This is a genomic window from Pseudomonas sp. KNUC1026 (assembly GCF_021650705.1).
Lineage (GTDB): Bacteria > Pseudomonadota > Gammaproteobacteria > Pseudomonadales > Pseudomonadaceae > Aquipseudomonas.
Window position 1 is genome coordinate 2,564,867 of sequence record NZ_CP087138.1, and the last position, 13,903, is coordinate 2,578,769.

At 66.7% G+C, this 13,903-nt stretch carries 8 protein-coding genes and 5 pseudogenes; 3 read left to right on the top strand and 10 right to left on the bottom strand.

From position 1 onward, the window contains the following. Positions 1–6: 6 nt before the first annotated feature. From pepN to LN139_RS11855, 5 genes and pseudogenes are all read right to left on the bottom strand, one after another. Positions 7–2,664: an aminopeptidase N gene (gene pepN / locus LN139_RS11835; RefSeq protein WP_236360112.1), complete on the bottom strand. Its 2,658-nt coding sequence runs from the start codon at positions 2,662–2,664 to the stop codon at positions 7–9. A 10-nt stretch (positions 2,665–2,674) separates the two neighbouring features. Beyond that, entirely contained in the window at positions 2,675–3,505 is an 831-nt protein-coding gene (locus LN139_RS11840; protein ID WP_236360115.1) for a DUF2797 domain-containing protein, read from the bottom strand. Next, positions 3,502–3,762, bottom strand: a complete 261-nt coding sequence (locus tag LN139_RS11845) for a YeaC family protein (protein ID WP_236360117.1) — start codon at positions 3,760–3,762, stop codon at positions 3,502–3,504. Before LN139_RS11845 ends, LN139_RS11840 begins: the two co-directional genes overlap by 4 nt. Before the next feature lie 95 nt (positions 3,763–3,857). After that, positions 3,858–4,828 (bottom strand): annotated as a pseudogene (locus tag LN139_RS11850) (metallophosphoesterase). 7 nt (positions 4,829–4,835) lie between these two features. Beyond that, positions 4,836–5,719: pseudogene (locus LN139_RS11855) on the bottom strand (NAD(+) kinase); the annotation flags it as partial. A 95-nt stretch (positions 5,720–5,814) separates the two neighbouring features. Between LN139_RS11855 and LN139_RS11860 the strand changes: the two are divergent. Further along, a complete protein-coding gene (locus tag LN139_RS11860; RefSeq protein ID WP_236360119.1) occupies positions 5,815–6,747 on the top strand; it encodes a DUF1853 family protein in 933 nt (310 codons plus the stop codon). Positions 6,748–6,898: 151 nt separating this feature from the next. On the opposite strand, the gene LN139_RS11865 is transcribed toward LN139_RS11860, so the two are convergent. Together LN139_RS11865 and LN139_RS11870 are read right to left on the bottom strand one after the other, a co-directional pair. Further along, positions 6,899–7,057 (bottom strand): hypothetical protein, encoded by a 159-nt coding sequence (locus LN139_RS11865; RefSeq protein WP_236360121.1) that lies wholly within the window; start codon positions 7,055–7,057, stop codon positions 6,899–6,901. Positions 7,058–7,116: 59 nt separating this feature from the next. Next, positions 7,117–7,415, bottom strand: a pseudogene (locus LN139_RS11870) (aspartate-semialdehyde dehydrogenase). A gap of 163 nt (positions 7,416–7,578) precedes the next feature. On the opposite strand from LN139_RS11870, the pseudogene rapA reads away from it, so the two are divergent. After that, a pseudogene (gene rapA / locus LN139_RS11875) lies at positions 7,579–10,398 on the top strand (RNA polymerase-associated protein RapA); the annotation flags it as partial. Between the two features lie 287 nt (positions 10,399–10,685). Here the strand turns inward: rapA and LN139_RS11880 are convergent. Together LN139_RS11880 and LN139_RS11885 are read right to left on the bottom strand one after the other, a co-directional pair. Then, positions 10,686–11,372: a dihydrofolate reductase family protein gene (locus LN139_RS11880; RefSeq protein WP_236360124.1), complete on the bottom strand. Its 687-nt coding sequence runs from the start codon at positions 11,370–11,372 to the stop codon at positions 10,686–10,688. 28 nt (positions 11,373–11,400) lie between these two features. Then, the gene (locus LN139_RS11885; protein WP_236360126.1) at positions 11,401–11,568 is read right to left on the bottom strand and encodes a DUF2256 domain-containing protein; all 168 of its coding nucleotides are present in this window, start codon (positions 11,566–11,568) and stop codon (positions 11,401–11,403) included. A 67-nt stretch (positions 11,569–11,635) separates the two neighbouring features. On the opposite strand from LN139_RS11885, the pseudogene LN139_RS11890 reads away from it, so the two are divergent. Continuing rightward, a pseudogene (locus LN139_RS11890) lies at positions 11,636–12,902 on the top strand (leucine-rich repeat-containing protein kinase family protein). Here the strand turns inward: LN139_RS11890 and LN139_RS11895 are convergent. Then, positions 12,887–13,873 carry a hypothetical protein gene (locus tag LN139_RS11895; RefSeq protein ID WP_236360128.1) on the bottom strand — a complete coding sequence of 329 codons (987 nt, stop codon included), beginning with the start codon at positions 13,871–13,873 and terminating at the stop codon, positions 12,887–12,889. The pseudogene LN139_RS11890 and the gene LN139_RS11895 overlap by 16 nt on opposite strands. Between the last annotated feature and the right edge of the window lie 30 nt (positions 13,874–13,903).

Consider the following 13,903-nt stretch of genomic DNA (forward strand, 5'->3'; position numbering starts at 1 on the left):
CCTTCCTCAGGCCAGGCTCTTGCTCACCACCTCGAACACATCGCTGCTCAGCTCGCCAGAATCGCGCACGCGCTCCAGCTCCGCCTTCATCAGCGCCTGGCGGGCGCTGCCGTACTTGCGCCAGCGAGTCAGCGGCGCCAGCAGGCGCGACGCGATCTGCGGGTTGGTAGTGTTCAGCTCCAGGATGATGTCAGCCAGGAACCGATAGCCACTGCCGTCGGCCGCATGGAAGTTGACCAGGTTCTGCCCAGCGAAGGCGCCGATCAGCGCACGCACCTTGTTGGGGTTGCGCAGGGTGAACGCCGGGTGCTGCATCAACGCCTTGACCCGCGCCAGGCCGCCGGGCAGCGTGCTGGCCGCCTGCACGCTGAACCACTGGTCCATTACCAGCGCGTTGCTGGCGAATTCGCTGGCGAAGCGTTCGAGCACCGCGTCGCGCTCCTGCTCGAACGGCGAGTTCACCAGCACGGCCAGCGCGGTGAGGCGCTCGGTCATGTTGTCGGCCTGCTCGAACTGCTCCTGAGCGGCAGCCACCATCTCGGGCTCTTCCAGCAGCATCAGGTAAGCGAGCGCGATGTTCTGCAGGGCGCGGCGGGCAAAGTGCTCGGCGCTGGCTGCATAAGGTGTGGCGCGCGATTGCTCGCGGGCGGCATGGTAACGGCGCAGCAGCGGCTCGCGCAGGGCCTTGGCCAGTTGCAGGCGAGCGGCGTCGCGGGCAGCGTGGATGGCATCCACATCGGCCACGTCGCTGATCTCGGTGAGGTAGGCCTCGCCCGGCAGCGAGAGCATCTCGGCGACCATGGCAGGGTCCAGGCTTTCGTCGGCAAGCAAGGTGGCGAACGCCTGCACCAGGCGCTCATCGGCCACCAGCGGCTGGCTGGCCTGGTGCTGGCCGATCATTTCCTGAAGCACCTGCACGGCCAGTTGCTGGCCGGCTTCCCAGCGGTTGAAACCGTCGCTGTCGTGCTGCATCAGGAACATCAGCTGGTCACGGCTGTAGGGGAAGCTCAGCTTCACCGGGGCGCTGAAACCGCGCAGCAACGAGGGCAACGGTTGTTGCGTGACGCCTTCGAAGGTGAAGGTCTGCTCGGCCTCGGTCACCTGCAGCACACGCTGGGTGCCCTGGGCGCTGGCTTCGCCTTGCAGGCGCAGCGGCAGGTCCTGGCCATCGGCGCCCAGCAGGCCCAGCTCGACAGGGATCACGAACGGCAGCTTGTGGTCGCTTTCCGGGGTGGCCGGGCAGCTCTGGCTGAAGGTCAGGCTGTAGCGGCCGGCCGCGGCATCGTAGTGTTCGCTGGCGGCCAGGCGCGGCGTGCCGGCCTGGCTGTACCAGCGCTTGAACTGGCCCAGGTCGACACCGTTGGCATCTTCCATGGCGCTGATGAAGTCGTCGCAGGTGACCGCTTGCCCATCATGGCGCTCGAAGTACAGGTCGCTGCCCTTGCGAAAGCCCTCCGCGCCCAGCAGAGTGCGGATCATGCGCACCACTTCGGAGCCTTTTTCATACACGGTCAGGGTGTAGAAGTTGGAGATCTCGATGAAGCTCGCAGGCCGCACCGGGTGGGCCATGGGGCCGGCATCTTCGGCGAACTGGTGGGTGCGCAGGTATGCCACGTCTTCCACACGCTTGACCGTGCTGGAGTTCATGTCGGCAGAGAATTCGGCATCGCGGAACACCGTGAAGCCTTCCTTGAGCGACAGCTGGAACCAGTCGCGGCAGGTGACACGGTTGCCCGACCAGTTATGGAAATACTCGTGCGCCACCACCGCCTCGACCCGCTGGTGCGCAGCGTCGGTGGCGGTTTCGGCGCGGGCCAGCACACAGCTGGAGTTGAAGATGTTCAGGCCCTTGTTTTCCATGGCGCCCATGTTGAAGTCGTTGACCGCCACGATCATGAAGATGTCCAGGTCGTATTCGCGGCCATAGACTTCCTCGTCCCAGCGCATCGACTTCTTCAGGCTGTCCATTGCGTGCTGGCACTTGTCGATGTTTTCCGGCTCCACGTAGATGCGCAGGGCCACGTCTCGGCCGCTGGCACGGGTGAAGCTGTCTTCGACACACCAGAGGTCACCGGCCACCAGTGCGAACAGGTAGGCCGGCTTCTTGAACGGGTCTTCCCAGGTCGCCCAGTGGCGGCCGTCTTCGCTCTCGCCGCTGGCAATCGGATTGCCGTTGGAGAGCAGCACCGGGTACTGCTGCTTGTCAGCCGAAAGCGAGGTGGTGAAGCTGCTCATCACGTCCGGGCGGTCGAGGTACCAGGTGATCTTGCGAAACCCTTCGGCCTCGCACTGGGTGCAGAACATCCCGCCGGACTTGTACAGGCCTTCGAGCGCGGTGTTGGTCTCGGGATGGATGCGCACGGTGCTGTCGAGGGTGAACTCGGCGGTGGCCGGCTGCAGGGTGAGGTGGCTGTCGCCGAGCTGGTAATCGCCGGCCTCGAGCGCCTGGTCGTTCAGTGCCAGGCTCAGCAGCTCGAGTTGCTGGCCGTCCAGCACCAGTGGCGGCAGGCCGTCGCCGGCCGCGGGGTTGCGGCGCATCACCAGTTGTGCGTGCACGAGGGTGTGGTCGTCGTGCAGCTCGAAGCTCAGGTGCGTTTCGTCGATCAGGTAATCGGGCGCGGTGTAGTTCTTCAGGTAAATGGTGCGGGGCTGCTCGGTTCGCATGGCGATGTCCTTACTGATGCACGGCCAGTTGATAGGCGGTGTACTTGCGAATGTTGATCACGCCGGTGTCGAAGATCAGGTACTGGCCCTTGATGCCCATCAGGGTGCCTTCGGCCACGGGCTGCTTGTCGAGGTTGAAGCTGGCGACCTTGGTCGGATAGGCGCGCACGGGGTAGTTCATCTGCGCCAGCGGCGCGTCGGGCAGCAGCTGGATCGCCTGCAGGCCGAAGCTCGCCTGCAAGGCTGCCAGGCCTTCGGCGCAGCGGTCGAAGAGCATCTCGCGCACCGCCGGCAGGTCGACATCCGCCGCGGGCCCCTTGAGCAATGCACGCCAGTTGGTACGGTCCGGCACATGGGCGCGCAGCAGGTCTTCGACCAGCCCGGATTGCTGCCGCGTCGCCACCCGCAGGATCGGCAAGCCCTGGCTGGCACCCTGGTCGAGCCAGCGTGTCGGCAATTGCGTGGCACGGGTGATGCCGACTTTCACGCCCGAGGAGTTGGCCAGGTAGACGATGTGGTCGCTCATGCAGAACTGCTCGCCCCAGCCGGGCTCGCGGCAGGTGCCGTGTTCGTAATGGCACTTTTCCGGGGCCATGATGCACACGTCGCACGCGGCCAGCGCCTGCATGCAAGGGTAGCAATAGCCCTGGCTGAAGCTGGTGCGGGTGCGGCGGCCGCAGTTCACGCAGTGGATCTGCCCGAGGTATTCGAGTTTCAGGTGTTGCCCGATCAGCGGGTTGAGCTCGATGGCCTGCTCGCCCAGGCGCAGGCTGTAGCGCACTTCAGGCGCCTCCAGGCGCACGGCCATCTTGTGTACGGCACCGCGAAGCTGTTCGATCAATGGATGGCATCCGACTTGAACAGGATGTTGGGCACCGGCGTGCTCTTGCTGCTGCACTCCTGCGGGCCCATGTAGCCGGTGCGCTCTTCTTCGGGCAGGTTCTGCATTTCCCAGGCGATCACCGCCTGCAGCGACAGCTCCTTCTGCTCCTGAGTGAGCTTGCGCCCGTCAGACCATTTGCCGATCTCGATGGCGGTTTTCAGGCTCTGGTAGATGTCGGGAGTGATGTTCTCGATCAACTTGGAAAAGGGGGTCATCGGAGCGTCCGCGCGTTCATGAAGGGGAAACAGTTACCGTAGTTTACGCCACACCGGCGTGCCGCCCAACAGGGCGGTGGCGCAACCGGTCGGGCTCAGGGCGCCAGCTCCGGGCGTTGCACGTCGACCCACACGAACTTGCGCGGGTCGATGGCGGTTTCGTCGTCGAGCCGGTAGGCCACCAGCTTGCCGTAGAGCACCGCGCTGTAGTCCAGGCAGGCCAGGTTTGGCCGCAACGGTGCCGGGTGCCCGTCGCGCCAGTAGTGGCCGACGAACAGCAGCGGCTGGTCGGCGCCGTAGCACAGCAGCGCTTGCTTCTGCGTACGCGTGAGCCGCTGGCTGGCAACCTCCTCGGGCAGCGCGTCTGGCTGGAACACCACGTCTCCGTAGGTTTGCGGGTCCTCTTCCCAGAACTTGGTGCGAAAGAACGCGCGGGTCAGGCCGTCGCCACCGGTGAGGGTCAACCCGCCGGGCAGGCGCATGTCGGTGCCGCGCAGCAGGCGGTCGAAGGCTTTGCAGGCGAAGCTACCCGGCACACAGGATTCCTGGATGAAGGCTTCATCGACGCAGCCACCGCCGAAGCGCTGGGCCAAGGGGTGATGTACTGCTCGTCCCAGCAGGCATGTACCAGGCGAAAACGCCCGGCATCGATGAACAAGGGCAGTTCATAGAACCAGCCCAGAAAGGCTTGCCAATCGGCCGGATGCTGCTCGAACTGCTCAAGCGTCGCGCCCAGCAGGCGATGGTGGCGCGGGGTGTGTTCGCGTACCCAGGTCTGCCCGCTGCCCACTGGCGCCGGAGTGTTCCAGCCGATGGCGTTGTATTCGTGGTTGCCCATGATGCAGTGGGCCTGGCCGGCCTCGACCATGCCATGCACGATGTGCAGGGCCTCGCGGATGCGCGGGCCGCGGTCGATGATGTCGCCCAGAAACAGCGCCTGGCGCCGCGGGTGGCGCCACACGCCGCCCTGCTGGCGATACCCGAGCACTCCCAGCAGGTGCTCCAGGGTCTGGGCGCATCCATGCACATCGCCGATCAGGTCGTAACCGCGCGCCGGGTCGAGCATCAGTCGCCTCCCCGCCGCCCAGGCGGCTGCCCCAGCCGAGCTTGGTGCGGCACACCTCGTAGTAGTTGTGGTCCAGCGGGTGGATCAGGCGCAGCTTCTGCGGCTTTTTCTTCACCGTGATGGTGTCGCCCGGGCGCAGGTGAAGTGGTTCTGGCCGTCGCAGCTCACCTGCGGGTAGATGGTCATGTCCTTGGCCACCACGATCTTCAGTTCACTGTTGCCGTCGACCACGATGGGCCGGCCGGACAGCGTGTGCGGGTACATCGGCACGATGACGATGGCATCGAGCTTGGGGTGCATGATCGGGCCGCCGGCCGACAGCGCATAGGCCGTGGAACCGGTGGGGGTGGCGACGATCAGGCCGTCGGCCTTCTGGCTGCAGACGAACTGGCCATCGATCCAGATTTCGAATTCGATCATGCGTGTGGACTTGCCCGGGTGCAACACCACGTCGTTCAGGGCGTCGCCCTGGCCGATGGCCTCGCCATGGCGGCGCACCTCGGCTTCGAGCAGGAAGCGATTTTCCACCAGGTAATGGCCGTCGAGCACTTCGCCGACCTTCAGCTCCAGCTCATCGGGGCGGATGTCGGTGAGAAAGCCCAGGCTGCCGCGGTTGATCCCCAGCACCGGCGTGTGGTGCCGCGCCAGCGCGCGGGCGGCGCCGAGCAGGCTGCCATCGCCGCCAACCACGATCACCAGGTCGCACACCTCGCCCAGCAACTTGCGCGCGCTGATCTGCAGGCCGTGGCCCGGAACGACTTCGGCGATGCTTTCGTCGAGGATCACGTGCAGATGGCGGCCAAGCAGAAAGCGCTTGAGGCGGCGGATGGTGTCCACCACCTGGGTGCTGCCCAGGCGGCCGATGATACCGATATTGCGAAATTGCTCCATGGGGCTTCCGGGCTACAGGCTGGCGTTGCCGGCGATTATGGAGCAAAGCGGGCAACATCGACAAAAAATGCGTGGCACGCGGGTATCATCGCGGCATGAACCCTTTCAGTGACCTGGCCCATCTGCCCCGCGAAATGCGCGTGCCCAGCGTGCGCGACCTCGCCTGGGCGCTCACCAGCCCGCCCCTGCTGGCCCAGGCGCCAGCGCCGCAACGCCACCCGCTGGCGGGCAGCGAGTGGGCGGCGCAGCCGGGCCGGCTGGCAGCCTGGCTTGAACAGCAAAACGCTCAGCCCCAAGCGCTCGAGGCGTTCCTGGCCGAGGGCCCGGTGCGCCGGCTAGGCATGTACTACGAGCGGCTCTGGCGTTACGCGCTCGAAGCTGCGCCCGGCGTCACGGTGTTGGCCGCCGGCCTGCCGGTGCGCGAGGCCGGCCGTACCCTGGGCGAGTTCGACCTGCTGCTGGCTGATGCCGGCGGCATCCATCACCTGGAACTGGCGGTGAAGTTCTATCTCGGCCCGCCAAGCGGTGGCGGCGAGCGCCCCGACCAATGGCTCGGCCCGGGCTGCCACGACCGGCTCGACAAGAAGCTGGCACACCTGGCCGATCACCAGTTGCAGCTGGGCCAGGCCCCGGCAGGCCAGGCGGCGCTGACAAAGGCTGGCGCAGAGCACGCCCAGCCTGCGCTGTGGCTGGGCGGCTGCCTGTTCGAGCCCTGGCCGCAAGGCTGCCAGCCACCTCACCAGGCTCACCCGCAGCACTTGCGTGGCCAGTGGTTGCCGGCCAGTGCATGGCCAGCGCTGGCCGCCAGCCGGCCCGCCGCACGCTGGAGCCTGCTGCCACGTGCACGCTGGCTCGCACCGGCTCAAGGGCTTGAGCAGCTCGATGCAAAGGAAGTGGCGCAATGGCTGTACGGCGAGGCGCAGATGATGCAAGCGAAGATGCTGGCGCAGGTGGATGAGCGTGGCGAAGAGGCCAAACGCCTGATGGTGGTGCCCGATGCCTGGCCGGAGTTGCCGAAACGCTATTGAGAGGAGAACGCCCGGCGGCCTGGCTGGCACGTGGCAAAAAATGGCGGCCGAAGCCGCCTCAAGTGCCTTGCGTGCCCGAGGACAGCCAGCGACGTGGCCGTCTCGATGGGTGTACTCTGACCGCCGCCGTACTCAGGCACCTTGATGCAAATCAACGCTTCTTGGGTTTCTTCTTCGGCTTCTTGCGCCCCGCCAGCGGCATGGCCTGCTCGAAGGCCTGGCGCATGTCGTTCAAGCGCTTGTCGTTGAGGTCGTGAACGCGCTTGGCGCGTTCCTGGGAAAAGTCGATGAGGTTGTCGTCCTGGCTCATGGGCGCACGCTGTTTCGCTTCGATAGGCGCATCATGCCAGCCTCAGATCTTCAGGTCGATCAGCCGGCCGGGCGCGGCTCGCCGTCGATCAGCGGCACCGCTGGCACGGTGTTGTCGGCATTGAGCTCCTCGCCAGGCACCACCAGGGGTTCGTCAGGGGCGCGCCGGCGGCCCTGGCGGCGGCGCTGTTCGTCGCGCAGGCGCGCCTCGGCCTCCTGCTCGCGCTGGCGCAGGTCGACGGTGCTTTCATTGCTGCTCGACTGCGGCGGCACCACCGGAGTGATCTGCGGGTGGGCTCGACCGGGTCTAGCTGGGGGTTTACCGGCACGTGGGCGGCGGGTGTGATCGGTGACAGCATGGGCGGTTCTCCTCTTGCCGGGGCATCGGCCGGCACCTGCCGAACTTGAGGCGTTTTGTCGCAGAAGGCTTTCTATAATAAAAGCTCTGGCACAGGCACACGAGGTTTGGGCAACGCCGCGCGTTCCTGTAGAATCCACGGCTTTTCGCGAGCGGAGCAAGGCATGGCGCAGCAGTATCAACCGGGGCAACGCTGGATCAGCGACAGCGAAGCTGAATTGGGGCTCGGCACCGTGCTCACCCAGGACGGCCGCCTGCTGACCGTGCTCTATCCCGCCACCGGCGAAACCCGCCAGTACTCGCTGCGCAACGCCCCCCTGACCCGCGTGCGTTTTTCGCCGGGCGATGTGATCACTCATTTCGAAGGCTGGAAGATGACCGTGCGCGAGGTCGACGATGTCGACGGCCTGCTGGTCTACCACGGCCTGGACGGCAAGAACACGCCGGTCACCCTGCCTGAAACCCAGCTGTCTAACTTCATTCAGTTCCGCCTGGCCAGCGACCGCCTGTTCGCCGGCCAGATCGACCCGCTGAACTGGTTCTCGCTGCGTTACAACACCCTGCGCCATAACAGCAACAGCCTGCAATCGTCGCTGTGGGGCCTGGGCGGCGTGCGCGCCCAGCCCATCCCGCATCAACTGCACATCGCCCGTGAAGTGGCCGACCGCATCGCACCGCGGGTGTTGCTGGCCGACGAAGTGGGCCTGGGCAAAACCATCGAAGCCGGCATGATCATCCATCGCCAGCTGCTCAACGGCCGCGCCAGCCGCGTGCTGATCCTGGTGCCGGAGAACCTGCAGCACCAGTGGTTGGTGGAAATGCGCCGGCGCTTCAACCTGCAGGTCGCGCTGTACGATTCGGAGCGCTTCGCCGAAAGCGATGCCAGCAATCCCTTCGAAGACACGCAGCTCGCGCTGGTGTCGCTCGACTGGCTCAAGCACGACGACAAGGCCCAGGACGCGCTGTTCGCCGCCGGCTGGGACCTGCTGGTGGTCGACGAAGCCCACCACCTGGTGTGGCACGAAGACAAAGCCAGCGCCGAGTATTCGCTGGTCGAGCAACTGGCCGAGGTGATCCCCGGCGCGCCGCCGCTGACCGCAACCCCCGAGCAACTGGGCAGGACAGCCACTTCGCGCGCCTGCGCCTGCTCGACCCCAACCGTTTCCACGACCTGGCCGCCTTCCGCGCCGAAAGCGAGCACTACCGCCCGGTGGCCGAGGCGGTGCAGGCACTGCTCGATGAAGGCAGCCTGCCCGCCAGCGCTCAAGCCACCATCGAGAACTTCCTCGGCAGCGAGGCCAAGCCATTGCTGGCCGCGCTGCAGGCCGGCGATGAGCAGGCCAAGGCGCGCCTTGTGCGCGAGCTGCTCGACCGTCACGGCACCGGCCGTGTGCTGTTCCGCAACACTCGCCAGGCCGTGCAGGGGTTCCCCGAACGCCAGCTGCATCCCTACCCGCTGCCCTTGCCCGAGCAATACGTGGGCAGTGAGGACCTTTACCCGGACCTCGCCTGGCAGGCCGGACAGCGACGCCGAGGAAGACCGCTGGTGGCGCTTCGACCCTCGGGTGGAGTGGCTGATCGACACCCTGAAGATGCTCAAGAAAACCAAGGTGCTGGTGATCTGCGCCCACGCAGAAACGGCGATGGACCTGGAAGACGCGCTGCGCGTGCGTTCCGGCATTCCGGCCACCACCTTCCACGAAGGTTTGAGCATCCTGGAGCGCGACCGCGCGGCGGCGTATTTCGCCGATGAAGAATTCGGTGCACAGGTGCTGATCTGCTCGGAGATCGGCTTCGAAGGCCGCAACTTCCAGTTCGCCCACCATCTGGTGCTGTTCGACCTGCCGTCGCACCCCGACCTGCTCGAACAGCGCATCGGCCGCCTCGACCGCATCGGCCAGAAGCACACCATCCAGCTGCATGCGCCGTACCTGCAGAACACCCCGCAGGCGCGGCTGTTCCAGTGGTACCACGAGGCGCTCAACGCCTTTCTGGCGACGTGCCCGACCGGCAACGCCCTGCAACACCAGTTCGGCAGCCAGTTGCTGAGCCTGCTGGGCAGCGACGACGACGACGCCTTCGAGGCGCTGGTCGCCGAAGCACGTACCGAGCGCCAGCGCCTCGAAGCCGAGCTGCACAGCGGCCGTGACCGCCTGCTGGAGCTCAACTCCGGTGGTGGCAGCGAAGGCAAGGCGCTGGCGGAGGCCATCGAGGAGCAGGACGACCAGTTCGCCCTGCCGATCTACATGGAAACCCTGTTCGACGCCTTCGGCATCGACAGCGAAGACCACTCGGAAAACGCCCTGATCCTGCGCCCCAGCGAAATGCTCGACGCCAGCTTCCCGCTCGGTGACGACGAAGGCGTGACCATCACCTACGACCGCCATCAGGCACTCTCGCGCGAGGACATGCAGTTCCTCACCTGGGAACACCGAATGGTGCAAGGCGGCATGGACCTGGTGCTGGCCGGTTCCATGGGCAACACGGCCGTTGCGCTGATCAAGAACAAGGCGCTCAAGCCCGGCACCGTGCTACTGGAGCTGCTCTACGTGAGCGAAGTGGTCGCGCCGCGCCATTTGCAACTGGCGCGCTACCTGCCGCCGATCGCCCTGCGCTGCCTGCTCGATGCCAATGGCAACGATCTGTCGGCACGGGTAAGCTTCGACACCCTCAACGACCAGCTCGAAAGCGTGCCGCGGGCCAGTGCCAACAAGTTCATCCAGGCCCAGCGCGACGCCCTCTCGCCGCGCATCGCCGGTGGCGAGGCGAAGGTGGCCGAGCAGCACCAGGTACGCGTGGATGACGCCCGCAAACGCCTGGTCGCGGAGCTGGACGAAGAACTGGCGCGGATGGTCGCGTTGCAGGCCATCAACCCCAGCGTGCGCGACAGCGAGATCCAGGCGCTGCGCGAACAGCGTGACGAGGGCCTGGCGATGCTGGAGAAGGCCGCGCTGCGGCTTGAGGCGATTCGGGTGCTGGTGGCGGCTGAGCGGCCTGTCGCGCGGCAAGCCGCCCTCCCACCAGAAATTGAGCTGCACGGCAAAATCCCAGTGGGAGGGCGGCTCGCCGCGCGACACCCCAAACAGAAATTGAGCTGCACGGCAAAATTCCGGTGGCAGGGCGGCTCACCGCGCGACACCCTCACCAGAAATTGAGCTGCACGGCAAAATTCCGGGTGGGAGGGCGGCTCACCGGCGACACCCCCACCAGAAATTGAGCTGCACGACAAAATTCCGGTGGGAGGGCGGCTCGCCGCGCGACGCCTTACCCTTCAGCCCCGCTTGTAGCGCAGCCACACCGCCCCACTCTCCTGCGGCGTGGCCGACTCAAGCTTGAGATAGGTCGGCTGCTGCCACGTCTGCTGGTCCATTTCGAACGACGCCGGGTGCTCGCCTCGCCCATCCACCAGCGGCAGAATCAGCACACTCACCTCATCCACCAGCCCGGCCTGCACGAACGCGCCACTCACATGCGGGCCGCCCTCGACGATCAACCGTTTGCAGCCCAGCACCGACCCCAGCGTTTCGACCACCTGCGCAAGGTCCAGGCTTTCGCGCCCGGCAAAGAAGTACGACACGCCCACCGATTGCAGGTACGCCAGGTAATCATCCTCGACGGCCTCGGTGAGCACCTCCACCACATGCGCGCCGAGTGCCTCATCGCTCTGCCAGCCCACCTTGCCGTGGGGGTCGATGGAGATCGCGTAGCTCTCGGCGTCGGTGCGAACGAAATGGGGCTCGCGCGGAATCGGCTGCTTGGCCAGGCCCTTGGGGTAGCCCTCGTCATGGGCAATTTCCTGCATGGTCACCCGGCCGCAGATCCACGCATCGAAGCCGAAGCGTTCAGCCTGTTTTTCATAGAGCTCGCCGGCCTGGCGCTTGAAGTCGCGATCCCAACCGTCGGTCAGGGCGTGGCCGTCGAGGGACGACATCATGTGGCAAATGACATAGGGCTTCATGGGGGCACCTCGTGCAAGGGTCGATAGATCAACGACCCGCACCGCCTGCACCCGGTTCAGCCGGAGTGACGGGCCGCCCGCTACGCGCGGCGCGGCGGCAGCGCTCGGAACAGTAGCGCACCTCGTCCCAGCAGCGCGCCCACTTCTTGCGCCAGCTGAACGGCAACCCGCACACCGCGCACACCTTGCGTGGCAACTCGCTTTTTTCAAACCGTGCTTTCCCCTATCATTGGCGCCCTTTCGGCAACGGCGCGGCCTCCACCATGCATACCCTTCAAGCCCTCGAGGCTGGCGAGCTGGCCGGCATCACCCGGCTCGACCTCGCCTGCGGCCTGCGCGAATTTCCCGAGGCGATCTACGGGCTGGCCGACAGCCTGGAAGTGCTGAACCTGTCGGGCAACGCACTCACCGCCCTGCCCCACGACCTGCACCGCCTGAAGAAACTGCGCGTGCTGTTCTGCTCCGACAACCCATTCGAGCAATTGCCTCCGTGCCTGGGCGACTGCGAGCAACTGAGCATGGTCGGTTTCAAGGCCAACCGCATCGAGCAGGTGCCTGCCGAGGCGCTGCCGGCCCAGCTGCGCTGGCTGATCCTCACCGACAACCGCATCGAGCATCTGCCCCAGGCCCTGGGCGAACGCCCTGCCCTGCAAAAGCTCATGCTGGCCGGCAACCGCCTGGCGCCCTGCCGGGCAGCCTGGCGGGCGCAGCCAACCTCGAACTGCTGCGCATCGCCAGCAACCGGCTCGGCGAGCTGCCCGGCTGGCTGGCCGAGCTGCCGTCGCTGGCGTGGCTGGCCTACTCGGGCAACCCGCTGCCCAGCGCCTGGCGCCGGCCCGAGCAGGCGGCCGGCACGCACTCGGTGCCGTGGGCCAGCCTTGTGCTGGAACAGCGCCTCGGTGAGGGCGCCAGCGGGCTGATCCTGCAGGCGCAGCTTGCCGGGCAAGCAGTGGCGGTGAAGCTCTACAAGGGCGAGATCACCAGCGACGGTTCGCCCCTGGATGAAATGGCCGCGTGCCTTGCGGCTGGGCAGCACCCGGCGCTGATCCCGGTGCGCGGGCCGGTCAGCGGCCACCCCGATGGCGCACAAGGCTTGGTGATGGACCTGATAGACCCGGCCTTCACCCCGATGGCCGGGCCACCAAGCCTGGCCAGTTGCACCCGCGACTGCTACCCGGCCGGCGTGCAGTTCGACGCCGCCGCACTGCGCAGCATGGCCGCGCAATTGGCTTCGCTCTGCGCGCAGCTGCATGGCCGTGGGCTGATGCATGGCGATCTCTACGCACACAACCTGCTGTGGCGCGCTGGCGGCGAGTGCCTGCTGGGGATTTCGGTGCGGCGTCGTTCTATGCCAAAGGCGAGTTCGCGATGCAGCGCCTGGAGGTACGCGCCTTCGGCATCTTGCTCGGTGAATGGCTGGCGCGGTGCGCGCAGCCACTTCAGGACCTGCAAGCACTGCAGCGCGCCTGCATCGGCCCGGTACAGCAACGCCCGCTGTTCGCGGACCTGGCGGCTCAACTCGGCGGCTGAACCTGCGCCAGTTGCGCCTGCAGCCACCGCGCTGCGCGGCGTGCGGCTTCAGGGGGCGCCCCTTGCTGCCAGGCAAGGCCATCCAGCGCGCGTGCCTGCTCCAGCAATGCCGGCCAGCGCTCGGCCGCAGGCCACCCCTCTTCCAGGCCCAATGCTGCACCCCAGGCATCGAGGCGCCGAGCCTGGTCGCTCTGCTCGTCGAACGGCCGCTGCTCGCCCACCGCCACATAGCGGCAACCCAGCGCAGCCGCTTCGCTGACCAGGCTGTCGCTGGCACTGCCCACCACTATTTCGGCGCGCTGCATTTCATCGGCGGGGTCGGCCAGCACGCCCAGCCACTGCAGGTTGGCACTGCCCTCGCCCATCGATGTGGGCCCGGCAACGCGCACCTGCCACGCCGGGCACTGCCGAGCCACGGCTCGGGCATAGCCGGCCGATAACCCACTTCCGCCATGCCCGCTGATCAACAGCACAGTGCCCGGCTCCGCCTCCCGCACCACGCGGCCGTTGTAGCGCGACAACCAGCCACTGTGAAACGTCTTGCCGGCCCACGGGTCGCCCGCCGCCGCCATCGCCTGCGGATACGGGGCCAGCAGGCCCTGGGCGGTGTCATAGGCCAGCCGGTGTGCGCTGTCGCTGCGCTCGCCGTGCTGGCGCAGGTAGATGGTGGGCACCGAGCACAGGCGCGCCAGCAGCGCCACCTCCACCGAGACGTCCACCACCAGCAGGCAGGGCCAATGCTGCTCGAACCACTGCGCGAGGGTTGCCGATGCGCTGGTTGAGGCCGCGTACGCCCGACAGGGGCGTAGTGCAGGCTGTCGAAGGCCGGGCTCGGATACCCCTTCGACGTAATCCAAGGGCAGCTCGACCCAACGCACATTCGAAGGCAACACGCCGTCAGGCTTGCGGCTGCCGAACAAGGTCACAGGCACCTCCAGCGCGCGGGCGATGGCCGACGGCCCGTGCGCCATGCCCGGCGCCGTGGTGGTGAACGTAATAGC

Bases quoted from the DNA above. Each gene is read 5' to 3' on its own strand.
- pepN (WP_236360112.1), bottom strand. From the start codon at position 2,664: ATGCGAACCGAGCAGCCCCGCACCATTTACCTGAAGAACTACACCGCG.
- LN139_RS11845 (WP_236360117.1), bottom strand. From the start codon at position 3,762: ATGACCCCCTTTTCCAAGTTGATCGAGAACATCACTCCCGACATCTAC.
- LN139_RS11860 (WP_236360119.1), top strand. From the start codon at position 5,815: ATGAACCCTTTCAGTGACCTGGCCCATCTGCCCCGCGAAATGCGCGTG.
- LN139_RS11865 (WP_236360121.1), bottom strand. From the start codon at position 7,057: ATGAGCCAGGACGACAACCTCATCGACTTTTCCCAGGAACGCGCCAAG.
- LN139_RS11880 (WP_236360124.1), bottom strand. From the start codon at position 11,372: ATGAAGCCCTATGTCATTTGCCACATGATGTCGTCCCTCGACGGCCAC.
- LN139_RS11895 (WP_236360128.1), bottom strand. From the start codon at position 13,873: ATGGCGCACGGGCCGTCGGCCATCGCCCGCGCGCTGGAGGTGCCTGTG.